The 20,782-nt window shown below is 65.4% G+C and carries 20 protein-coding genes and 1 pseudogene; 11 read left to right on the forward strand and 10 right to left on the reverse strand.

What is annotated here, in order from left to right; translation table 11 throughout:
• The first annotated feature begins 253 nt into the window (after nt 1-253).
• From KBI52_RS07515 to KBI52_RS07560, 10 genes are all read left to right on the forward strand, one after another.
• Nucleotides 254-1,006 carry a Crp/Fnr family transcriptional regulator gene (locus KBI52_RS07515; protein ID WP_173950228.1) on the forward strand — a complete coding sequence of 251 codons (753 nt, stop codon included), beginning with the start codon at nt 254-256 and terminating at the stop codon, nt 1,004-1,006.
• Nucleotides 1,003-1,251, forward strand: coding sequence for a hypothetical protein (locus KBI52_RS07520; RefSeq protein ID WP_173950229.1), 249 nt, complete (start codon nt 1,003-1,005; stop codon nt 1,249-1,251). The genes KBI52_RS07515 and KBI52_RS07520 overlap by 4 nt, the downstream gene beginning before the upstream one ends.
• Nucleotides 1,252-1,261: 10 nt before the next feature.
• Nucleotides 1,262-1,669, forward strand: coding sequence for a hypothetical protein (locus KBI52_RS07525; RefSeq protein ID WP_173950230.1), 408 nt, complete (start codon nt 1,262-1,264; stop codon nt 1,667-1,669).
• Between the two features lie 284 nt (nt 1,670-1,953).
• Nucleotides 1,954-2,445, forward strand: coding sequence for a GNAT family N-acetyltransferase (locus tag KBI52_RS07530; protein ID WP_210806453.1), 492 nt, complete (start codon nt 1,954-1,956; stop codon nt 2,443-2,445).
• Nucleotides 2,446-2,490: 45 nt separating this feature from the next.
• Complete coding sequence (locus KBI52_RS07535; protein WP_210806455.1) at nt 2,491-3,516, forward strand: glycoside hydrolase family 3 protein; 1,026 nt, start codon at nt 2,491-2,493, stop codon at nt 3,514-3,516.
• Between the two features lie 43 nt (nt 3,517-3,559).
• A complete protein-coding gene (locus KBI52_RS07540; protein WP_371823132.1) occupies nt 3,560-5,212 on the forward strand; it encodes an ABC transporter substrate-binding protein in 1,653 nt (550 codons plus the stop codon).
• A gap of 50 nt (nt 5,213-5,262) precedes the next feature.
• Nucleotides 5,263-6,240: an ABC transporter permease gene (locus tag KBI52_RS07545; protein WP_210806457.1), complete on the forward strand. Its 978-nt coding sequence runs from the start codon at nt 5,263-5,265 to the stop codon at nt 6,238-6,240.
• 1 nt (nt 6,241) lies between these two features.
• Nucleotides 6,242-7,132, forward strand: coding sequence for an ABC transporter permease (locus tag KBI52_RS07550; protein ID WP_371823133.1), 891 nt, complete (start codon nt 6,242-6,244; stop codon nt 7,130-7,132).
• Complete coding sequence (locus KBI52_RS07555) at nt 7,129-7,950, forward strand: ABC transporter ATP-binding protein (RefSeq protein ID WP_210806459.1); 822 nt, start codon at nt 7,129-7,131, stop codon at nt 7,948-7,950. Before KBI52_RS07550 ends, KBI52_RS07555 begins: the two co-directional genes overlap by 4 nt.
• On the forward strand, nt 7,947-8,855 hold the full coding sequence (locus KBI52_RS07560; RefSeq protein WP_210806461.1) for an ABC transporter ATP-binding protein: 909 nt from the start codon (nt 7,947-7,949) through the stop codon (nt 8,853-8,855). Before KBI52_RS07555 ends, KBI52_RS07560 begins: the two co-directional genes overlap by 4 nt.
• 86 nt (nt 8,856-8,941) lie before the next feature.
• Here the strand turns inward: KBI52_RS07560 and KBI52_RS07565 are convergent, their stop codons facing one another.
• A complete protein-coding gene (locus KBI52_RS07565) occupies nt 8,942-10,141 on the reverse strand; it encodes an aminotransferase class V-fold PLP-dependent enzyme (RefSeq protein ID WP_210806463.1) in 1,200 nt (399 codons plus the stop codon).
• Between the two features lie 127 nt (nt 10,142-10,268).
• Here KBI52_RS07565 and KBI52_RS07570 point away from each other — a divergent pair, with 127 nt between their 5' ends.
• Nucleotides 10,269-11,075, forward strand: a complete 807-nt coding sequence (locus KBI52_RS07570) for an IclR family transcriptional regulator (protein ID WP_173950237.1) — start codon at nt 10,269-10,271, stop codon at nt 11,073-11,075.
• 20 nt (nt 11,076-11,095) lie between these two features.
• On the opposite strand, the gene KBI52_RS07575 is transcribed toward KBI52_RS07570, so the two are convergent.
• The 9 genes and pseudogenes from KBI52_RS07575 to KBI52_RS07615 all read right to left on the reverse strand — a co-directional run.
• Nucleotides 11,096-11,584, reverse strand: a complete 489-nt coding sequence (locus KBI52_RS07575; protein ID WP_210806465.1) for a RidA family protein — start codon at nt 11,582-11,584, stop codon at nt 11,096-11,098.
• Nucleotides 11,581-12,564 carry an ABC transporter ATP-binding protein gene (locus tag KBI52_RS07580; RefSeq protein WP_173950239.1) on the reverse strand — a complete coding sequence of 328 codons (984 nt, stop codon included), beginning with the start codon at nt 12,562-12,564 and terminating at the stop codon, nt 11,581-11,583. The genes KBI52_RS07575 and KBI52_RS07580 overlap by 4 nt, the downstream gene beginning before the upstream one ends.
• Nucleotides 12,561-13,574, reverse strand: a complete 1,014-nt coding sequence (locus KBI52_RS07585; protein WP_210806467.1) for an ABC transporter ATP-binding protein — start codon at nt 13,572-13,574, stop codon at nt 12,561-12,563. The genes KBI52_RS07580 and KBI52_RS07585 overlap by 4 nt, the downstream gene beginning before the upstream one ends.
• A complete protein-coding gene (locus KBI52_RS07590) occupies nt 13,571-14,794 on the reverse strand; it encodes an amidohydrolase/deacetylase family metallohydrolase (protein WP_173950241.1) in 1,224 nt (407 codons plus the stop codon). The genes KBI52_RS07585 and KBI52_RS07590 overlap by 4 nt, the downstream gene beginning before the upstream one ends.
• 4 nt (nt 14,795-14,798) lie before the next feature.
• Complete coding sequence (locus KBI52_RS07595; protein WP_210806469.1) at nt 14,799-15,662, reverse strand: ABC transporter permease; 864 nt, start codon at nt 15,660-15,662, stop codon at nt 14,799-14,801.
• Nucleotides 15,662-16,603 (reverse strand): ABC transporter permease, encoded by a 942-nt coding sequence (locus tag KBI52_RS07600; protein ID WP_173950243.1) that lies wholly within the window; start codon nt 16,601-16,603, stop codon nt 15,662-15,664. Before KBI52_RS07600 ends, KBI52_RS07595 begins: the two co-directional genes overlap by 1 nt.
• A 65-nt stretch (nt 16,604-16,668) precedes the next feature.
• Nucleotides 16,669-18,192: an ABC transporter substrate-binding protein gene (locus KBI52_RS07605; RefSeq protein WP_210806471.1), complete on the reverse strand. Its 1,524-nt coding sequence runs from the start codon at nt 18,190-18,192 to the stop codon at nt 16,669-16,671.
• Between the two features lie 336 nt (nt 18,193-18,528).
• Nucleotides 18,529-20,391, reverse strand: coding sequence for an ABC transporter ATP-binding protein (locus KBI52_RS07610; protein WP_247654255.1), 1,863 nt, complete (start codon nt 20,389-20,391; stop codon nt 18,529-18,531).
• A 5-nt stretch (nt 20,392-20,396) separates the two neighbouring features.
• Nucleotides 20,397-20,782, reverse strand: a pseudogene (locus KBI52_RS07615) (glycosyl transferase family 1); the annotation flags it as partial.

The following is a 20,782-nucleotide window of genomic DNA, read 5'->3' on the forward strand; positions in this document are numbered from 1 at the left end:
AGGAGCGCCGGTCCGCCGCACGCGCGCCGGCCGATCACGGCTGGTCCACCAACCCCTGAGCCGACACGGCCGACCACCCGGTCGGCGTGATGCCCCATGCCGCCATTCGAAGAGCGACGGGCGAAAGACGATGCAAAATTAACATGGGTCAAAGACAGGCGCTCACCGGCCTGTAGGGTGGGCGGTCATCAGCATTGACCTGCTGCTGCGAGCGAAGCCATAAGATGCTCCTGTCCGATGAACAGGGAACACGATGTTGCCTGCACCTTTCCCATCCGATCACAATCCGCTCATTCGCAAGCTGGAGAGCATCTTTCCGTTGACGGAGGACGAGCGGCAGGCCCTTCTTGAGCTGCCGCTCCAGGTGACGGTCATCAAGGAAGACCAGGACGTGGTACGCGAGGGCGACCGCCCGGCCCGATCCTTCGCGATCCTCAGCGGCATGACCTGCACCAACAAGGTGACGGGAGACGGCAAGCGCCAGATCGTCGCCTTTGGCATCCCCGGTGACATGCCCGACGTCCAGAGCCTGCACCTGAAGGTTCTGGACATCACCGTGACGACCCTGACGCAGTGCAGCCTCGGCTTTATCACCCATGAGGATCTATGGGATCTCTGCCTGCGCTTTCCCAGGATCGCGGCAGCCTTCTGGCGCGAAACCCTCGTGGAGGGGGCGTCCTTCCGCGAATGGATCCTCAATGTCGGGCGCCGTGAAGCTTACCCCCGGATGGCCCATATCCTGTGCGAGCTGCTGGTACGCCTGAAGGCGGTCGGACTGGCCGAGGATCATGCCTGCGACCTGCCGATCACCCAGATCGAATTCGCCGATGCGCTCGGCATCACGGCCGTCCATGCCAACCGGGTCTTCCAGCAGATGAGGGCGGACGGCTTGATCGAGACCCGGGGCACCCGGTTGATCGTTCTCAATTGGGAAAGACTGAAGGAAGTTGGCGATTTCGACGAGACTTACCTTCATCTGATCAAGCAAGGCGGAGCTGCGGCATGACCCTCACGCTTCAGCCGGTGCGCGTCGCGACGGGAGCTGAAGAGGAGGGCATGCTGGTCTTCGACCGTGACCAGAGGCTCCTGGCCGTCCTGGTCCATCTTTCGCCGGAGAACCCGATCGCCCCCGGGCATTGGTTTCTGGAGGCCGGCTTCGATCGGCTGGATGGTCCCAATCATCCCACCTTCGCCGATCTGGATGCCGCCCGACGATGGATCCTTGAGCATGGCGGGCACACGAATGAATGACGAGAGATCGATGCCGCGGTTCTATTTTCATCTGACAGGGGGTCCGGAGGGCGTCAGCCCGGATGAGAGCGGCGTGGTCCTGCCCGACTCGGAGGCCGCCTATCTGGAGGCCTTTCATGCCGCCAGGGACATGGCGCAGGAATGGCTTCGTGAGGGCCGCAATCCGAGACGCTACGCCTTCGAGGTCAGGAACGACGCCGGAGAGCTGGTCCTGGAACTGCCATTTTCAGAGGTTCTCGACCATCAGGCCGGGCGACGGCCGGCGAAGCTGTCCAGATCCGTCAGGACGGCAAAAGAGCAGGGTGAGCGGATGATGCGACTGACCGCCGACGTGACCCGGCAGATCAAAATGGCTCAAGAGAACCTTCGCCAGTCACAGGAACTGTTGCAGCGCTTCGGCAAGAGCACGAACGGGTAATCTCTGTCCGTGTGATCCGCCACGCTGTCATCTCGCGCCTCTCTGTTACAGAGTGCGTCTCTGGCGCCGTCATCGTGCGGACGTGAGCGGCCGTTGTCGGACGCGCAACGCTCCGGCTTCTGTGGTCCCCGACGAGCACCCTCATCAGAGTTTTCGTGACAGTTCCGCGCGACCGCGAGTCCGGCCGCTTCCGCGTGCCTGGAGAACATGCTTGACGGAGCAAGCCAAGTTGACCCAAATATAATCTACTATAAAACCAGATATATCCCAATTATGGAATAGGCATGGGCGACCTGCTTGTCGGTCTATATGCTTCAGGCTTCAGAGCCTTGGAGCAGCGAACTGAACGAACGGACATGACGATCCGGCCGGTTCTCGCTCCTGAGCGACACGTGGTCCTGTCCTGGATTCAGCGCCATTTCAGCGAGAACTGGGCGAGCGAAGCCGCGGTCGCCATCGGGCGGCAGCCTTCCTCCTGCCTGATCGCCTTGAGCAACGGCGAGCTCGTCGGCTTCGCGTGCTACGACGCGATCGCGCGCGGCTTCTTCGGGCCCACGGGCGTTGCGGAAGCGTCGAGGGGGCAGGGGATCGGCGCAGCCCTGCTGCACCGGACGCTCCAGGCCATGAAGGACATGGGTTACGCCTATGCCATCATCGGCGATCCCGGCCCGGCCCGGTTCTATATCGAGACCGTCGGCGCCATCGAGATCCCGGTCTCCGGCAAGGGGATCTACAGCGACATGCTGCGAACGCCGAAGCCGGCCGCTCTCGTCTAGTCGCCGTCCCCAAAACGACCCTTCACTCCCACACCATAGAGTCCGATGTCCCAAAACGTTCCACTTGCCCTCTTCGTCGGCATTCCGAATCCGGTTCTCGACGCCAACGAGGTCGCGCTGTTTCGCGAAACGAATCCGTACGGTCTCTTTGTGGGACGGCGCAACCTGAAGACGCCCGATCAGGTCAAGGCCCTGGTGGCCCAGTTCCGCGAGGCGGTCGGACGGGACGATGCGCCGGTCTTCACGGATCAGGAGGGCGGCCGCGTGCAGCATCTCGACGCCGGCCCGTGGCCGACGTTCCGTTCCTTCCGCGACTTCTCGCGCCTCGCCGACCACGACGTGGACCTCGCCAAGCACGCCCTGCGCCTCTCGTCGCATGCCATGGGAGCCATGATGACGGAGATCGGCTTGGCGAGCGGATGCACGCCGGTCCTCGACCTCGTCTTCGACACGACGAGCGCGGTGATCGGCGCGCGCTCCTTCGGTCCGGATCCCGAGCGGGTGGCTGCGCTCGGGCGCGTCGTGGTCGACAGCCTCCTCGAGGTCGGCAACCTGCCCATCATGAAGCACATTCCCGGCCACGGACGGGCCACGACCGACAGCCACAAGGAGCGGCCGGTGGTGCGCGAGAGCCGGGACGTCCTTGCCGCGACGGACTTCAAGCCGTTCGTGGGCCTGATCGACACGCCCTGGGCCATGGTGTCCCATGTGGTCTATTCAGCCTATGACGAAGAGCAACCCGCATCGATCTCGCCCGTCATCTGCAATGACGTGATCCGAGGCGAACTCGGCTATCAGGGCGTGCTCATCTCCGATTGCCTGTTCATGGAATCCCTGCGCGGGCCTTTGCCGGAGCGCGTGCGCCAGACGCTCGACGCCGGATGCGACATTGCCCTGCACAGCCACGGCACGACCGCAGAAAGCCTGGCGGCCGCGAGAGCCGCCCGGCCGCTTTCACAACAATCGCTTGAGCGGATAGAGGCCGGAAAACGACGGCTCGGTTCGCTGAAGATAGACGTTCGCGAGCTTCATGCGGAGGTAGAAGGTATATTCGCCCGCCTTCCGCAATAGAGCTTTTCGCGTGTAAACGGTTCAATAAAAAGAGGGAACTTCAATGAAACGATCTTCAGCACTCCTGGCCATGACCATGCTGGGTGCCATGACCCTGCCCGCGGCTGCGCAGTCCGTGCTTACGGTCAATATCGAGCCCGCGACGACCTGGGTGCGCAACTTCAACCCGTTCAACCAGACGTCGGCGCGGCAGAGCACGCTCGACTTCATCTACGAGCCGCTGATCGTCTTCAACCGGCTCGACGACAATAAGCCCAACTACCGCCTGGCGGAGAGCTACAAGCTCGCCGAGGATCTGAAGAGCATCGAGTTCAAGCTGCGCGATGGCCTGAAATGGTCGGACGGGCAACCGCTGACGGCGGCCGACGTGGTCTTCACCTACAATTACATCAAGCAATATCCGGCGCTCGACTTCGTGTCGATCTGGCAGTTCATCAGCGGTGTCGAGCAGGTCGACAAGCAGACCGTGCGCTTCACCCTTCGCCAGCCGAGCGCGCTGGCGGTCGACCGGCTCATCGCGCTGCCGATTGTGCCGGAGCATGTGTGGAAGGGCATCACCGAGCCGGTCACCTTCGCCAACGAGAATCCGGTCGGCAGCGGTCCGATGACCGAGGTGACGCGGTTCACGCCGCAGACCTACGATCAATGCCGCAATCCGCATTATTGGGATGCCGCACACCTGTCCGTCGATTGCATGCGCTTCCCGCAGCTTGCGGACAACAACCAGATCCTGGCGGCCTCCGCCGGCGGACAGCTCGACTGGGGCGTGGCCTTCCTGCCGGACGTGGAGAAGACGTTCGTGGCCAAGGACCCGCAGCATCACAAATATTGGTACGTGGCCGGTAGCATGGTGGAGTTCCTGTTCAACCAGGAGACGTCCAACGAGAACAACCGCAAGGCGTTCAAGGACCTCAACTTCCGTCGCGCGGTCAGCATGACGCTGGACCGCAAGGCCATGGTCGACGTGGCGGGCTACGGCTACCCGACGCTGAACGAGGATCCGACCGCCTTCGGGGACGTCTACAAGATGTGGCTCGATCCCAAGGTGAAGGCCGAGTTCGGCAAGTACACGACCTATGATCTGGACGGCGCCAAGGCGCTTCTCGACAAGGCAGGTTACGTCGACAAGAACAAGGACGGCTTCCGCGACAATCCGGACGGGACGCCCATCGCTTTCAACATCATCGTGCCGAATTCCTGGAGCGACTGGATCGACACGGTGCAGATCGCCATCGAGGGGATGCGCGAGGCCGGCATCAACGCCAGCATGGGAACGCCAGAGGAAGCGGTCTGGTCGCAGAACCTGATCAGCGGTTCCTTCGACGCCGCCATCAACAGCATTTCGGTGGCGGCCTCGCCCTATTATCTCTATCAGCGCGCCTTCACCAAGTCGGATGCCGGAAAGACCCGCTTCACGGCGCAGCGTTGGTTCAACGACGATCTCGAAGGTCTGCTGGCGAAGTTCGCCCAGACGCCCGATCAGGCTCAGCAGAAGACCATCATGAACAGCGCCCAGCGGATCGTCGCGGAGAACCTCCCGATCTTCCCGGTCTACAACAGCGCGACCTGGTACCAGTACAACACCAAGCGCTTCACGGGCTGGGCCAGCGGCGAGAACCCGTTCGTCAATCCGACGATCTCACGCCAGAACCCCGCACGGCTGCTTCATCTCCTGGCGCTCAAGCCGGTCAAGTAATCCGGCACAATGGGGAAGTGGTCCGTCCGCTTCCCCGTCCTGAGGTTTCGATGGCATTTCTTTTCAGGCGCATGGGATTCTATCTCGCGGCCATTCTCGCCGCGGCGACCGTCAACTTCTTCCTGCCCCGGCTCATGCCCGGCAACCCGATCGAGATCATGTTCTCGAGCGCGGGCAGCGATCTCTCGGCCGAGAACCTCAAGGCCCTGAAGCTCACCTTCGGCTTCGTCGAGGGGCCGCTCTGGCAGCAATACCTGACCTACCTGCACAGCGTCTTCACCGGCGATCTCGGCCGGTCGATCAAGTATTTTCCGCTGCCCGTGACGGAGCTTCTCGGCCGTGCCCTCGTCTGGACCGTGGGTCTCATGGGAACCGCGACGCTCATCAGCTTCACCCTGGGCACGGTGCTCGGCATCATGGCGGCCTGGAGGCGCGGGAGCACCTTCGACGTGGTCTTCTCCGTCGGCGCCATCATGGCGACGTCCATGCCCGCCATGGTGCTCGCCCTGGTGGCCCTGTTCTTCTTCGGATTCGAGCTCAACTGGTTCCCGACCGGCTACGCGGCCGACCCGGCGCTCGATCCGAGTTTCACCTGGGCCTACGTCTCGAGTGTCATCCGACATGGCATCCTGCCGGTCCTGACGCTGTCGATCGTGCTGACCGGCGGGTTTCTGGTGACCATGCGCAACAATATGATCAATCTGCTGGGTGAGGACTACATCGTCATGGCCCGGGCCAAGGGCCTGTCGGACCGGCACGTGATGTTCTGGTACGCCGCGCGCAACGCGCTTCTGCCGACGGTGAGCAGCCTCGCCATCGCGATCGGAACCGTGCTCGGCGGCTCCCTCGTGACGGAGGTCGTGTTCAACTATCCGGGGCTCGGCAACACCTTGTATCAGGCGATCCTGGCACGGGACTATCCCGTGATCCAGGGCCAGCTGCTGATCATGACGCTCGCCATGCTTACGGCCAACTTCATCGTGGATGTCAGCTACGTGCTGCTCGATCCGCGGCTGCGGAGGGCCTGACATGGGAGCGGTTCTGAGAAGCTTTTCGCACAACAGGAAGGCCCTGACCGGCCTCTTGATCGTTACCATCATCGTGGCGCTCGCAATCGCCGCGCCCTGGCTGACCGAGTACGATCCGACCCGGCGCGTCGGGCGGCCGCACCAGCCGCCGAGCTGGGACCATTGGCTCGGCACGACGCGCATCGGCCAGGATGTGTTCGCGCGCCTTCTCTACGGCGCCCGCACGTCGCTCGCCGTCGGCTTCGGGGCGGGCCTCCTGATCACGGCGGTGGGAACGATCCTCGGCATCGTGGCGGGATACCGGGGAGGGCGCACCGACGAGGTGATCAGCTTCTTCACCAACATGGTGCTCGTGGTGCCGAACCTGCCGCTGCTCCTGGTGCTCGCGGCCTTCATCGGACAGGCGAGCCCCTGGGTGATCGCGCTCATTCTCGGCGCTACGTCGTGGGCGTGGGGCGCGCGCGTCACGCGCGCCGAGACCCTGTCGGTGAAGCAGAAGGACTTCGTGAAATCGGCCGAGATGCTGGGCGAGCCGTCCTGGCGCATCATGCTGTTCGAGATTTTCCCGAACGTGATCTCCATCGTGGGGATCAACTTCGTGGGCAGCGTGATCTTCGCGGTCATCACGGAAGCCACGCTCGAGTTCCTCGGGCTCGGCGATCCCAAGACGGTCTCCTGGGGCATGATGCTGTTCAACGCGCAGAACGCCTCCGCCCTGCAGGTGGGCGCCTGGTGGGACATCCTGAGCCCGTGCTTCGCCCTGATCGCCCTGGGGGCGGGGCTGTCGCTCCTGAACTTCGCCGTCGACGAGATCGCCAACCCGCGCCTGCGCACGGGCAACACCCTGTCGCGCTGGTCGCTGCTCATGCGGCGCGGGGAGGGCCGTCTATGACCGCCAATCCCCTGCTTTCGGTGCAGAACCTCACCATCGACTACGTCGGCGCGCAGAGCGATTTCCGGGCGGTCGACGATGTCAGCTTCGACATCGCTCCCGGAGAGGTCTTCGGCCTCGCGGGTGAATCCGGCTGCGGCAAAAGCACGATCGCCTATGCGGTCAACCGCCTGCACAAGCCGCCCGCGCTCATCCGTCAGGGCAGGATCCTCTTCGAGGGGCAGGACGTGCTCGACCTCGACGACCGGGCCCTGAGGGAGTTCCGCTGGCACAAGGTCGCCATGGTATTCCAGAGCGCCATGAACTCCCTCAATCCCGTCCTGAGGGTGGAGGCGCAGTTTCACGACCTGCTCAAGCGGCATCGCGGCTACACGAAGGCGCAGTCGCGGGAGCGCGCGGCCGAGATGCTGCGGCTCGTCGACATTCCGCGCGAGCGCATGCGCGACTACCCGCATCAGTTCTCGGGCGGCATGCGCCAGCGCATCGTCATCGCCATCTGCATGGCGCTCGATCCGAGCCTCGTCGTGATGGACGAGCCGACGACCGCCCTCGACGTGGTCGTCCAGCGCGAGATCCTGCAGAGGATCGACGAGCTGCGGCGCAGCCGCGGATTCTCGGTGCTCTTCATCACCCACGATCTGGGCCTGATGGTGCAGTTCTGCGACCGGATCGGCATCATGCTGCGCGGGAAGCTGGTCGAGCAGGGTCCGGCCGAGCAGATCTATCACCGGCCGCAGCACGACTACACACAGCAGCTCTGGGCCTCGTTCCCGTCGCTGCATGGCGATCCGATCAAGCGGGAAAGGGCATCGGGATGATGGACCAAGAGCCGATCATCGCACTGGAGCGGGTCAGCAAGAGCTTCGGCCACGGCGAGAAGACCGTGCGGGCCGCGCACGACATCTCGTTCGCGCTCCATCCCGGCAGAACCGTCGCGCTGGTGGGCGAGTCCGGCAGCGGCAAGACCACCTGTGCCCGTCTCGTCATGCGCGAATATGAGCCGGATGGCGGAAGGATCCTGTTCCACGGCCGTGACCTGAACGATTCCGGGGCGGTCGGCCTCAAGGAATACCGGCGCGCCGTCCAGATGATCTTTCAGGACCCCTTCGCGTCGCTCAATCCGGCCCACACGGTGGACTTCATCCTCCGTCGTCCGCTTGCTCTGGGCCAGCCGCACCTCAAGGGCAGGGCGGCGGATGACGCCATCGCCGATCTTCTGCGCCGCGTGGAGCTCGATCCCGGCACCGTCACTCGCAAGCACCCGCATGAGCTCTCCGGCGGGCAGCGCCAGCGCATCAACATCGCCCGGACGCTTGCGATGGGCGCCCGGGTGATCGTCGCCGACGAGCCGACCTCGATGCTGGACGTGTCCGTGCGCCTGGGCGTTCTCAACCTTCTCAACGAGATGAAGCGGGAGCTCGGCGTCGCGCTGCTCTACATCACGCACGACCTGGCGACGGCACGATATGTCGCCGAAGACATCCTTGTGATGTATGCGGGCCAGATCGTCGAATGGGGCGATGTCCACCGGGTGCTGACCCATCCGCAGCATCCCTATACGCGCCTTCTCCTGTCGGCGGTGCCCGATCCGGAGGTGCGTTTCGACGATCCGGACGCGCGGCTCGATCCGCGCGCCGTGGAGGCCATCCGCCGAGAGGCGCGGAATCTGCAGGATCGCGTGGTCGAAGTCGGGCCGAACCACTTCACCCGGCAGGCGGCCTGAGACCGGACCGGAGCGACCCTCAAGTCTGAAGGCTTAGGAGCGGCGAGCCCGGATGCGGGCTCGCCGGCCAAGTGTCAGCCGTATGATCAGTCGGGCCAGCGCATGATCGCCTGCGTGGACCGGTTCCGACGTCCGTCGAGAGACGTCGCGATGATCTCGTTCGACTGACGGGCCTTCTCCAGCTCCTCGACGAGACGCTCGGCGACGACGGTTTCCTGGCCCGGGTGAAGGTTGCACGGATCGAGATAGAAGTAGCCGTGCTCGACCTCATGGTCGCGCACGATGATCGGCGTGCGGCCCGACGCGAGGGCATCGGCGAGATCCCATGCGGTGATGTGGGCCCCCTTGGGCTCGATGGCGACCTTTAGGCGGTCGAGCGGGTTGTTGGTCGGGTCGGCCTCGCGGATCGGCGTCACGCCCGGGCGCCCGGCGAGGGTCTGCTCCCAGAGCTCCAGATACCGCGTCTCGCGCTCGCGGATGCCCGCATGGTCGCGCTTCTCCCAGGCCTCCAGGGCCGCGATGGTGCCGAGGATGCCTTCCTTGCCGACCTTCATGCCGCGGCCAATGCCCATGTTCTGCATGTAGGTCGCGCGTACGAGCTCGGTACGGCCGGCGACGATTCCGCCGGTCAGACCGCCGAGGAACTTGTGCGAAGAGTAGAGCGCGATGTCGGCTCCGGTGGCCAGGAACCCCTTCAGGTCGTATTCGGATGCCGCGTCGACGATCACCGGAACGCCCCGAGCATGGCACACCTCGACGAACTCCTTCAGCGGGATCAGACCGTACTGCACCGTATGGTGCGAGATCACGTAGACCGCCGCGGCCGTCCGCTCGTTGATGGCCCCGTCGAGCTGGTAGCCGTAGGCCGAGGTCGCCTGTCCCACCGGGACGACCTTCGCGCCAGCCAGGCGGATGCCCTGCTCGACGGGCGCCCCGTAGCTGACCATGTGACCGGTCATCAGCAGCACTTCGTTCTTGAGCCCCTGCGTGTCCGGGAGCCGCTCGACGGCCGCCAGGTCGCAGCCGGTCATGGCGCCCGCGACGGCGAGCGTGATCGCCGCCGAACAGGATGCGGTCACGAAGCCGGCCTCCGTGCCGCACAGGCGCGCGATCACGCGGCTCGCCTTCTTCTGGAGGTCTCCGATCTCGACGAATTGCGGCAGGATCGCCGACACGGCCGCGACCGCTTCGGGCACGACGATGGACGCTCCGAGGGATGTCATGGTGCCCGACACGTTGATGATGGGGCGGAGGCCGAAATCGGCGCGGATGTCTTTCTGGGTCATGGGGCTCATTGTCTCGATATTTTATGTTGTGAAACTGGGGTATATTCCATTATTGAGGAATTATGTTGAAGAACATGGCCGGTCGTGAAGGTGGGCCGCAATTTCCGAAGATCCGGGAGAAGATCCAGTGGACACCAAGTTTCCTGAAGCGGCGAACGCCGCCGCGCCCGAGAAGCGCAGCCGCGGCGCCCGCGTCAGCGGCATCGATCGTGCCCTGCAGATCCTCGACTTCCTGCAGGCCGAGATGAAGCCCGCCGGCGCCTATGCGGTCGCCAAGGCGGTCGGAGCCCCGCTCTCGACGGTCTACGTGATCATCGAGGACCTGGTCGAGAAGCGGCTCCTGCAGCGGCGCAGCGACGGCACGGTCTGGCTCGGACCGCGCCTCTATCACTACGGCCTGGCTTACGCGGAATCCCTCGATTTTCTGAACGTCGCCACGCACGAGATGCAGGACCTGTGCCGGGAGGTGGAGGAAACCATCCAGATCTGCGGCCGGGACGGAGACCACATGGTCGTCATGGCCATGGCGGACGGTCCCGGGCACTTCCGGGTCACGTCCAAGGTCGGCTCGCGCGTGCCCCTGAACTGGACGGCGTCCGGACGCCTTCTCCTCGGTCACCTGCCGGACGGGGAGCGGCTGGAGGTCTTCCGCCATGCCTCCAAGGTGTCGCCCACCGGGCGCGCCAACACGAACCCGGAGGCCTTGTCCGACGCGTCGGCGGCGGCCCTGCGGGAGCGCTTGTCGATCCAGATCAACGAATCCGACTTCTCGGTCGCCTGCATCGCGTCGCCGATCTGCCAGCCGTCGGGAGAATGCATCGCGACGATCTCCATCGTGCTGCCCGAGCACCGGGTCGTGCAGGACCGCGACCGCTACACCAACGCCGTGCGCAAGGCGGCCGAGAAGATCGAGGCGACGCTGGGCTGGCGCTGACCGCGGCATGACGGATCGCCTCATCCCTCGATCGCGACGATGGCTTCGATCTCGACCGTGATGTTGTTGGGCAGCGACCCGAAGCCCACGGCGGAGCGGGCGTGACGCCCGGCCTCTCCGAACACGGCCATCATCAGGTCGGAGCATCCATTGATCACCTTAGGGTGCTCGCCGAAATCGGGCGCCGCGTTCACCATGCCGAGGAGCTTCACTACGCGCTTGACCCGCGACAGGTCGCCCAGAGCGTCCTGCATGACGGCGAGCAGATTGATGCCCGTGAGCTTGGCGTGCTCATAGGCCTCTTCCGCGCCGACGTCGAGGCCGACCTTGCCGGTATGGAGATACCCGTTCGCTTCCTGTGGACCCTGGCCCGACAGGAACAGGAGATTGCCTTCCTGGACATGCGTGACGAAATTGGCGATCGGGTTCGGAGCCTTGGGCAGCGCAATGCCAAGTTCCTTCAGGCGCTCGTAAGGGTTGGACGCAGTCAGATATTGCACTTGGTTCACAATGTCAGTCCTTGGGAAATCACTTCAGGATCGCCGTGGCGGATGCAGGCGACGTGATGGTTTGAGCCGACGTCCTCCAAAGGCGGGACGATCTCGGCGCAGGCCTCGACGGCATAGCGGCAGCGTGTGCGGAACACGCAGCCGGACGGGGGATTGAGAGGGCTCGGAATGTCGCCCTTCAGGACAATCCTCTGGCGGCTTGCCGCCGGATCAGGCAACGGAGCGGCCGAGAGCAGCGCCTGGGTGTAGGGATGGCGCGGCATCGCGTAGATCTCGCGGCTCGGGCCGCGTTCCATGACCCGCCCGAGATACATCACCACGACCTCGTCGCAGAGATATTCCACCACCGACAGGTCATGCGCGATGAAGAGCATCGTCAGGCCGAAATCCTGCTGCAGGTCCTGGATCAGGTTGAGGACCTGGGCCTGAACCGACACGTCGAGGGCCGAGACCGGCTCGTCCGCCACGATGAAGTCGGGCTCCACCGCCAGGGCGCGGGCGATGCCGATGCGCTGGCGCTGGCCGCCCGAGAACTCGTGCGGGTAGCGCCGCGCCGCATCCGGGTTGAGGCCCACCCGTTGCAGAAGTTCGGCGATCCGGTCCCGGCGCGCGCTGCCCCTGACAGGCCGGTGGATGTCGAGGGCTTCTCCGATGATCTGATCGACGCGAAGGCGCGGATTGAGGCTGGAATAGGGGTCCTGGAAGATGATCTGGAGCCTGCTGCGATAGGCCCGCATCTCCCGCTCGGGCAGCGTGCGCAGATCGACGCCGTCGAACACGATCTTCCCGTCATTGGGCTCGACGAGCCGCAGGGCGCAGCGGCCGGCGGTGGTCTTTCCCGATCCGGATTCGCCCACGAGGCCGACGATCGTCCCGCGCTTCACGTCGAAGCTGACGCCGTCGACGGCCTTGACGGTGCCGCTGCGGGTCTGGAACCGCTTGGTGAGCCCCTGGACGCTCAGGAGGGTTTCGCTGCTCATAGATCCTCGTGCCTCCAGCATCGGCTCAGATGGGACGGGCCCGCGGCCATGAGCGGCGGCGCCTCTTCGCATTGCGGGATCCGGTAGGAGCAGCGCGGAGCGAAACTGCATCCCGGAGGAAGCGCCGTCACGGGCGGCACGTTGCCCGGGATCGGGTTGAGGCGCAGCCGCTCGCCGGCGGCGCCCCGGTCGCGCGAGGCGTTCGGGATGCAGGCGAGAAGACCGCGTGTGTAGGGATGCTTCTGGTGCGCGAAGAGGCTCGCGACCGGGCTCTTCTCGACCACCCGGCCGGTATACATCACCACGACGTCATGGGCGATTTCCGCCACCACGCCGAGATTGTGCGTGATGAACAGGATGCTCATGCCGATCTCACGCTGCAGCCTGCGGAGCAGATCGAGGATCTGCGCCTGGATGGTCACGTCGAGGGCCGTGGTCGGTTCGTCGGCGATCAGGAGGTTGGGATTGCACGACAGGGCGAGGGCGATCATGACGCGCTGGCGCATGCCGCCCGACATCTGGTGCGGATATTCGTCGAGCCTGCGATCGGCTGCCGGAATCTCGACGAGCTCCAGCATCCGCCTGGCCCGTTGACGGGCCTCCGCCATCGAGAGCGGCTCGTGCAGCCGGATCATCTCGACGATCTGGTCGCCGACCGTGTAGAGCGGGTTGAGGCTCGTCATCGGCTCCTGGAAGATCATGGCGATCTCCCGGCCGCGGATCGCCCGCATCTTGCGCTCCGGAAGCGTCGCGACGTCGATCACCTGGCCCTGGCTCGTGCGGTAGAGGATGTTGCCGCCCACGATCCGCCCGGGCGACGACAGAAGGCGCATGATCGACAGGCTGGTGACGGATTTCCCCGAGCCGGATTCTCCGACGACCGCGAGGGTCTCGCCGCGCCTCACGTCGAAGCTCACGCCATCGACCGACTTGGCGACCCGGCTGCCGAGCTCGAAGTGAGTGCGCAGGTCCGAGACCCTGAGCACGATATCGTCGGGAAGCTCCGTCATCGGGCGTTGATCCATCCGCAATGCGGGCACGCCGAGCTCTCCAGGGCGGATGTGCGCGGCGGGACATAGCGGCTCGCCTTGACGGCCTCCTGCCCGAGGATCGTCCAGATGGGTTCGATCAGGCGTGGCAGATGCGCGTTGTAGCCCATGGAATCGACGATGCGGAGGTCGCTGTCGTTGACTTCGAACAATGTGAACTCGGCCCGGGTGCCGGGCGACAGCAGGTTCTCGGTCGGAAGGCCGATCACTTCCATCGGGGCCCTGGTCGAGGCGTCGATGACGGCCTCGAACGGCATGCCGACGGACAGGAGCTTCGACATGGTCGTGCCCATGTCCCAGACCGGGTTGTCGAGGGAGCGGGCGTGCAGATCCGTCGAGATCGAGAAGGGCAGGAGGCCGCGCTCGATGGCGAGTTCGGCCACCTTGAACGAGAAGGACGCGCCGCCATGGCCCACGTCGAGGCGGATGCCGTCGTTGGCGCAGCGCTGCGCCAGCTGGAACAGGTCCTCGTCCTCCATGATGTTCGCCGCCGCCTTGCCGTTGAAGCAGTGGGTCACCACGTCGCCCGGGCCGAGGACCTCGAGCACCTCGTCGAAGACCGGCGGCGGCTCGCCCACATGCACCATCAGCGGCAGCTTGAGGATCTTGGCCACCTTCTTGGCGATCTTGACCGGCGTGATGCCCCAGGCGCCCACGATGACGCCGCTCGCCCGCACCTTGATGCCGATGATGATGTCCCGGTTGGCTTCGACGCACGCGATGGTGCGGTCGATATCGATGGACCGCATGTCGATGAGCTCGCTCACGCGGTTGCAGGCGACGAGCCCGATCGACCCGATGTTGAGGAAGGCCTTGATGCGCTCCTTGGCCGGTTCGATGATGTACTCGCGGAAGCCGTGGAAATTGGCTTCGCCGGCCGACCCGGCATCCACGATGGTCGTGACGCCGCGCTCGATGCCGCAGACCTGTGGCTTGATCGAGATGTCGGTGCCGCCGTGCCAGACATGGGCGTGGAGATCGACCCAGCCGGGCGACACGTAGGCGCCCTTGGCGTCGATGCGCCGGGCGCCGTCCGGCGCCTGGAGGGAGTGGCCGATTCCGGCGATCCGTCCGTCGCCGCCGATCAGGATGTCCGTTGCCTCCTGCGGCACGCCGCGGCCGAAGCCGACCGGCTTCACGCCGGAAATCAGCAGGGGTGACGAGTCGTCTTGAAAAGTCATGTGATCAAAGATCCTTTCTCAGGCGAGGATCGAGAAGATCCCGGAAACCGTCGCCGACCATTTGAAGCGAGAGAACCGACAGGATGATCGCGATGCCTGGGAACAGGGTCATCCAGTCGGCCTGCCCGATATACTGGCGACCGGCCGCGATCATGGTGCCCCAGGTGGGGATCTCGGGGCTCACGCCGAGGCCCAGGAACGACAGACCGGCCTCGGCCAGCATGGCGTAGGCGAAGATGAAGGTGCCCTGCACGAGGATGGGCGACACGAGGTTGCGCAGCACGTGCCGGGACATGATGCGCCAGGTCGGTACCCCGAGCGCGCGGGCTGCCTCCACGTAGGGAAGCTCGCGGATGACCAGCGTGGAGGCGCGCACGATGCGGGCGAGGCGCGGCGTATAGACGATCCCCAGAGCCACGATGACGGTGACCAGCGACGGGCCCAGCGCCGCGACGAGCGCGATGGCGAGCAGAATGTCCGGGAAGGCCATCATGGCGTCGATGATGCGGGCGATCGGCGTGTCGAGGCGGCGGAAGAAGCCCGCCACGAGGCCGAGCGTCACGCCGAACACCGCCGCGAAGGCGACCACCGAAGCGCCCACGAGCAGCGACAGCCGGCCGGCATAGATCGTCCGGCTGAACACGTCGCGGCCGAACTCGTCCGTCCCGAACCAGTAGATTCCGCTCGGCGGCTTGAGCCGGTTCACCACGGAGAGACGGCTTGGCGAGTAGGGGGCGATCCACGGCGCCAGGATGGCCAGCGCGGCGACGACGACGAGGATCAGGAGACCGATCATGACGGTCTTGCGGGTCACCAGACGCGAGACGAAGCTCGCCTCGACGATGGCGGGGGATCCGACGGCGGCCATCAGTAGCGCACCCGCGGGTCGACGAGCAGGTAGAGCATGTCGATCAGGAAGTTGATGAGCACGTAGAGCGCCGCCACGATCAGGAGCGCGCCCTGGATGACCGGGTAGTCGCGCCGCAGCACGGCCGAGACCACGAGATTGCCAACGCCGGGAAGACCGAACACGGTTTCCGTCACGACGGCGCCCGACACGAGGAGCGCGGCCGTCAGGCCGATCACGGTCAGGACCGGAATGAGCGCGTTCTTGAAGGCGTGCTTCATGACGACCCGGACCTCGCCCATGCCCTTGGAGCGGGCGGTGCGCACGTAGTCGTCGTTGAGCACGTCGAGCATGCTGGCGCGCGTGAAGCGCAGGATCAGGGCCGACGACACGATGCCGAGCGATAGGGCGGGAAGCACGAGATGGGACAGCCGCGTGACGATCCCGGCGCCGGGCCCGCCGTAGCCGGAGACCGGGAACAGGCCGAGGCGCACGGCAAAGAACTGGATCAGCAGCAGGCCGAGCCAGAAACTCGGAACCGAGGCTGCCAGCATGGCGAGCGTGGTGGCGACCTGGTCGAAGAGCGAGCCCCGCCAATAGGCCGACAGGATGCCGACCGGGATCGCGATCAGCCCCGCGATAAGAATGGAGAAGAGAGTGAGGAAGAAGGTCGGCTCGGCGCGCTCCGCCAGGGCGGACAGGACCGGGCGGTTCAGGAAGATCGATTCGCCGAGATCGCCCCGGAGCAATTGCCCGAAGAAGATGCCGTACTGGACGATGAGCGGCTGGTCGAGGCCGAGGCGGGCGCGCAGGCTCGCCACGTCCTGGGCTGTCGCGTCGGGTCCGAGCATCACGGCGGCCGGATCGCCCGGCGCGATGCGCACGATGATGAACACGATCGTGACGACCACGAACATCACGGCCAGCATGCCGAGAAGGCGTTGAAGGATGTAGCGGCTCATGGGTCGATCTGCGTTGAGGAATGTGCGGGGAGCGCCTCTCCGTGCGCTCCCCGGCTTGCCGGTGCTTACTTCTTGACCGAGACGTTCCAGAAGTAGGGCCACGGTGCGGGCACCACGCCTTCGAGCTTCGGAGACTGCGCCGAGAGGGCGTTGAAGTCGCCGATCTTGATGCTCGGGGTCTCGTCGTAGATGACCTTCTGGACCTCGGCCCACAGGGCAGGGCGCTTCGCCGCGTCACTCTCCGTGTTGAAGGCGTCGACGGCCTTCTTGCGGGCGGGGCTCGACCACCAGCCCGGCGAGCTCTCCGACAACTGGCCGATGAGCGCGGGCTCCGGCAGGAACGGGCTGTGGGTGATGTAGATGTCCCACAGGGCCGGATCGCCGCGCCGCTGGGTCAGGGTCGCCCAGTCGACCACCTGCAGGTCGACCGTGAAGCCCGCCTGCTTCAGGTACTCGGCCGCCACCTGGGCCATCTTGTAATGGAACTCGTATTGGCGGCTGGTAAGGATGCGCAGCGGCGCGCCGCCGTAGCTCGCCTTCTTCAGGAGCGCCTTGGCCTTGTCCGGATCGGCGACGTTGTACCGGCCTTCGACGCCGGCATCCGTGTTCCAGACATAGCCCTTGGGATACATGGCTCCGTCGAGGGAGTAGAACTCGGGATTGCCGAAGGCGGCGGCCAGCATGTCCTCCATGCTCAGCGACAGGCGCACGGCCATGCGGGCGTCCGTGTTGGCCATCACGCCCTGCTTCGTGTTCATCACGAAGACCGGCCAGCCGAACGGCTTGAGGATGACCGGCTTCGACGTCTGAATGTTCTTGATGCGGTCGTAGGATTCGACGGGGATCGAATCCACGTAGTCGAACTGTCCCGAGATCGCGCCCTCGACGCGGGTGTTGGGATCCGGCACCGGCACGAAGCGGATCTCGTCGAGGATCGGCTTGCGCGCGCCGCCATAGCCGTTGCCGGCGCCGTCGAGCGGCTTGTAGGCTTCGTTGCGCACAAGCTGGATGTACTGGTCGGGCTTGCGCTCCTTGAGCTTGTAGGGACCGGTGCCGACCGGATCCTTCATGGGCACGTCCATCTTCTCCGACGGCATGATCACGGCCGCGGAATTGTTGAACGACAGGAGCGCCAGGAGCGGCGCATATGGCGTCTTCAGGGTGATGCGCACCGTCGACGGGTCGACGGCCTCGAGCTTGTCGACATTGCCGGCGACCTGCTTGCCGCGGGAGGCCTGCTCCATCCAGCGCTTGAGGGAGGCCACGACGTCTTCCGACGTCATGTCGGATCCGTCGTGGAATTTGATGCCGTCCCGCAGCTTGATCGTATAGACCTTGCCGCCCTCGGTGACCTCGGGAAGCGAGGCTGCGAGAAGCGGCGTGACCTTCCAGTCCTTGTCGAAGGTGAACAGCGTCTCGAAGAAGTGCTGGGTGACGATGCCGACCAGATCCGCGGTGGAGACCATGGGGTCGAGCGTCGGCGGTTCGCCGATGGTCGCCACGTTGACGACGCCTCCGCCTGCCTGAGCCAGAACCGGGCCGGATACGATGATCGCCAGACCGGACAACAATGCTTCCCTGATCCTCATGGTCACCCTCTTCCTCTATAATTATGGATTATTTGCTTTAGTTATGTCATAGTGAGCGAGCAAAGGATTGCCGTCAATAGGCCAGAAGGGGTGGGGCTTCCGAGCCGGCCATCGGGATGCGCGGGATGGTGGTCCAGGGTTGCGGCCATGACTGCCGTCATGTCGCCGATGCGCCAGGATCGCCGGGCTTCAGGCGCCTGCCGGATTCGCGCCGACCTGGGCGGGATGCCGCGTCATGGATCCCGGGGGCGAGCCGGAGCGGGGCCGTAGAAGATCATCCGCCGCGTTCAATCGGATCGCGGGCGGTCGTCCGCCGGCTGGGGCAGCGCGTGGCCGCTAGGGCACGGTCTCGGCCGCTTCATCGACGGAGAGGCCCTCCGCCTGGAGGCGCCACATGGTGTCGAACAGGCCGCCGCGCTGGCGCAGCTCCGCGGCGGTTCCGTCCTCGACGATCTCGCCGCCCTTGACCACGATGATGCGGTCGAACGCCGTCAGCGTGGAGAGGCGATGGGCGACCGCGATCACGGTCCGGCCGCGCATGAGCCGCACGAGGGAGCGCTGAATCTCCATTTCGGATTCGGTGTCCAGCGCCGAGGTCGCCTCGTCCAGGATGATGATCGGGGCATCCTTCAGGAACGCGCGCGCGATGCCGATGCGCTGGCGCTGGCCGCCCGACAGCTTCATCCCCCGCTCGCCCACGAGCGTGTCGTAGCCATCGGGGGTCGCCCGGATGAAACCGTCGCAGCAGGCCGCACGGGCGGCCGCGTAGACCTCCTCGCCGCTGGCCTCCGGACGGGCGAAGCGGATGTTCTCCATCAGGGTCCGGTGGAAGAGCGTGATCTCCTGAGGCACCACGGCCAGGGCCGCGCGAAGTGAGTCCTGCCCGACCTCCGTGAGATGCTGCCCGTCGATCAGGATTTCTCCGGAGTGCACATCGTACAATCGCTGCAGCAGATGGATCAGCGTGGACTTGCCGGCCCCCGACGGCCCGACGATCCCAACTTTCTGACCCGCGGGAATCAGAAGGTTCAATCGGTGCACGGTGTCGGACCGCGTATCACCGTAGGAGAAGCTCACATCCCGGAATTCCACCGACCCGCCACGAGGCGCGAGGGGTCTGGCGTCAGGCGCGTTGACGACGGATTGCGGTTGCGCGATCACCCGCAGCGTGTCCTCGATGTAGCCCACGAACTGCGTCGTCTCGACGAGCGAGAGCGCGAGGTCCCGGGAGCTGTTGAGAATGCGGAAAGTCAGGGCCGACACGACCACCACGTCGCCCGGGGTGATGTCGCCGAGACTCCAAAGGTACACCGCCCAGGACAGCATGCTCCCGGCCATGGCGCACAGGGCGACGTCGTGCAGTGCGCGCGCCTTCTCGAGATAGAGCCAGCTGCGGCCCTGCGCGCGAGCCTCCTCGCGGAACCCTCGAGCGAGGCGCTGCGCCTCGCGGGTGCGGGCCGAGAAGGATTTTACCGCCCACATGTTGGTGATGACGTCCACGAGGTCGCCCGCCACGGTGCCGGCGTGGCCGGCATAGGTCCGATGCAGCGGCCGCCCGCGCTCGCCGAACCAGATGAGCCCTCCCGTCACCGCCGTGACGAACACGGCGAGAACGATCATCATGCGCCAGTCCACCGTCAGGAACACGATCAGAGCGCCGACGAACTCGATGCAAGGCGGCAGGATGCGCCACGCGACGGTGTTCGTCAGCGCGCCGAAATTCCCCGCGGTCGCGGTCAGCCGCTGCCCGAGCGAGCCCGCGAGATTATCCGCGAAGTAGCGCATGGGCTGCCCGTTCAGGAAGCCGAACAGGTCGAGGCGCATGTCCACGCCGACGCTGAGGGTTGTGCGGCAGACGAGCCAGGCCGTGATGCGCCACAGGATGCTCTCGCACGCGATGAGGGTCACGAACAGGACGAGAGCGGACCAGACCGCTGCGCTCGCCTCGCGCGGCCCCGCCATCCCGTCCACGAGGAGCTTCATGACGTATTGCACGGCAACCGCGCAGCCTGCCGCAGCGACGACCGTCAGAAGCAGGGCGCCGAACTGCCATGGACGGCCGACGATGTAGTGAAGAACGAACCGGTACGGACCCTGGAGGAAGGTGGACGGCGCCAGCATCGGGGGCGCCTGATGGGCCGCGCCAGCCTTGGAGCGGCTGCGCCCAAGGCTGATCAAGGGATTGTCCTCACGCCACATCGATCCTACTCCGCCGCGATGGAGGGCACGGGCACGTCCTCGCCTCCGTCGAACGCGGCGAACAGGGCCTGCTGCTGCTGGAGCTCGCGGGCAAGCCGTGGGAACACCGTGCGGCAGCCCTGCGAGTCCGCGGTGGTCAGCAGACCGACGCTGCAGGTCCGTCCGTTATCCCAGCCCGGATAATCCGCGACCGGGTAAAGGCATATACCCGTGACCGGCACGCCGACATCCATGGCGGCATGCACTTCGGAGCAGACATAGTGAAACCAGGACGACCGGCCGCATCCTTCGGCGCCGGTCTCGGCGATGAGGAGCGGGCGCCGATAACGCCGATAGGCCTCCTTCAGCAGGATGTGCAACGGCCGGTAGGAGTGGTGCCCCATAGGGATCG

The organism is Microvirga sp. HBU67558 (assembly GCF_018069605.1).
In the GTDB taxonomy this organism is placed as follows: Bacteria; Pseudomonadota; Alphaproteobacteria; order Rhizobiales; family Beijerinckiaceae; genus Microvirga; species Microvirga terrae.

What these genes read in the sequence shown, in the direction of transcription:
- KBI52_RS07560 (WP_210806461.1), top strand. Translation starts at nt 7,947, where the DNA reads ATGATGGACCAAGAGCCGATCATCGCACTGGAGCGGGTCAGCAAGAGC.
- KBI52_RS07600 (WP_173950243.1), bottom strand. Translation starts at nt 16,603, where the DNA reads ATGAGCCGCTACATCCTTCAACGCCTTCTCGGCATGCTGGCCGTGATG.
- KBI52_RS07595 (WP_210806469.1), bottom strand. Translation starts at nt 15,662, where the DNA reads ATGGCCGCCGTCGGATCCCCCGCCATCGTCGAGGCGAGCTTCGTCTCG.
- KBI52_RS07525 (WP_173950230.1), top strand. Translation starts at nt 1,262, where the DNA reads ATGCCGCGGTTCTATTTTCATCTGACAGGGGGTCCGGAGGGCGTCAGC.
- KBI52_RS07580 (WP_173950239.1), bottom strand. Translation starts at nt 12,564, where the DNA reads ATGAGCAGCGAAACCCTCCTGAGCGTCCAGGGGCTCACCAAGCGGTTC.
- KBI52_RS07530 (WP_210806453.1), top strand. Translation starts at nt 1,954, where the DNA reads ATGGGCGACCTGCTTGTCGGTCTATATGCTTCAGGCTTCAGAGCCTTG.
- KBI52_RS07535 (WP_210806455.1), top strand. Translation starts at nt 2,491, where the DNA reads ATGTCCCAAAACGTTCCACTTGCCCTCTTCGTCGGCATTCCGAATCCG.
- KBI52_RS07540 (WP_371823132.1), top strand. Translation starts at nt 3,560, where the DNA reads ATGAAACGATCTTCAGCACTCCTGGCCATGACCATGCTGGGTGCCATG.
- KBI52_RS07610 (WP_247654255.1), bottom strand. Translation starts at nt 20,391, where the DNA reads ATGTGGCGTGAGGACAATCCCTTGATCAGCCTTGGGCGCAGCCGCTCC.
- KBI52_RS07520 (WP_173950229.1), top strand. Translation starts at nt 1,003, where the DNA reads ATGACCCTCACGCTTCAGCCGGTGCGCGTCGCGACGGGAGCTGAAGAG.
- KBI52_RS07565 (WP_210806463.1), bottom strand. Translation starts at nt 10,141, where the DNA reads ATGACCCAGAAAGACATCCGCGCCGATTTCGGCCTCCGCCCCATCATC.
- KBI52_RS07590 (WP_173950241.1), bottom strand. Translation starts at nt 14,794, where the DNA reads ATGACTTTTCAAGACGACTCGTCACCCCTGCTGATTTCCGGCGTGAAG.
- KBI52_RS07605 (WP_210806471.1), bottom strand. Translation starts at nt 18,192, where the DNA reads ATGAGGATCAGGGAAGCATTGTTGTCCGGTCTGGCGATCATCGTATCC.
- KBI52_RS07585 (WP_210806467.1), bottom strand. Translation starts at nt 13,574, where the DNA reads ATGACGGAGCTTCCCGACGATATCGTGCTCAGGGTCTCGGACCTGCGC.
- KBI52_RS07545 (WP_210806457.1), top strand. Translation starts at nt 5,263, where the DNA reads ATGGCATTTCTTTTCAGGCGCATGGGATTCTATCTCGCGGCCATTCTC.
- KBI52_RS07550 (WP_371823133.1), top strand. Translation starts at nt 6,242, where the DNA reads ATGGGAGCGGTTCTGAGAAGCTTTTCGCACAACAGGAAGGCCCTGACC.
- KBI52_RS07515 (WP_173950228.1), top strand. Translation starts at nt 254, where the DNA reads ATGTTGCCTGCACCTTTCCCATCCGATCACAATCCGCTCATTCGCAAG.
- KBI52_RS07555 (WP_210806459.1), top strand. Translation starts at nt 7,129, where the DNA reads ATGACCGCCAATCCCCTGCTTTCGGTGCAGAACCTCACCATCGACTAC.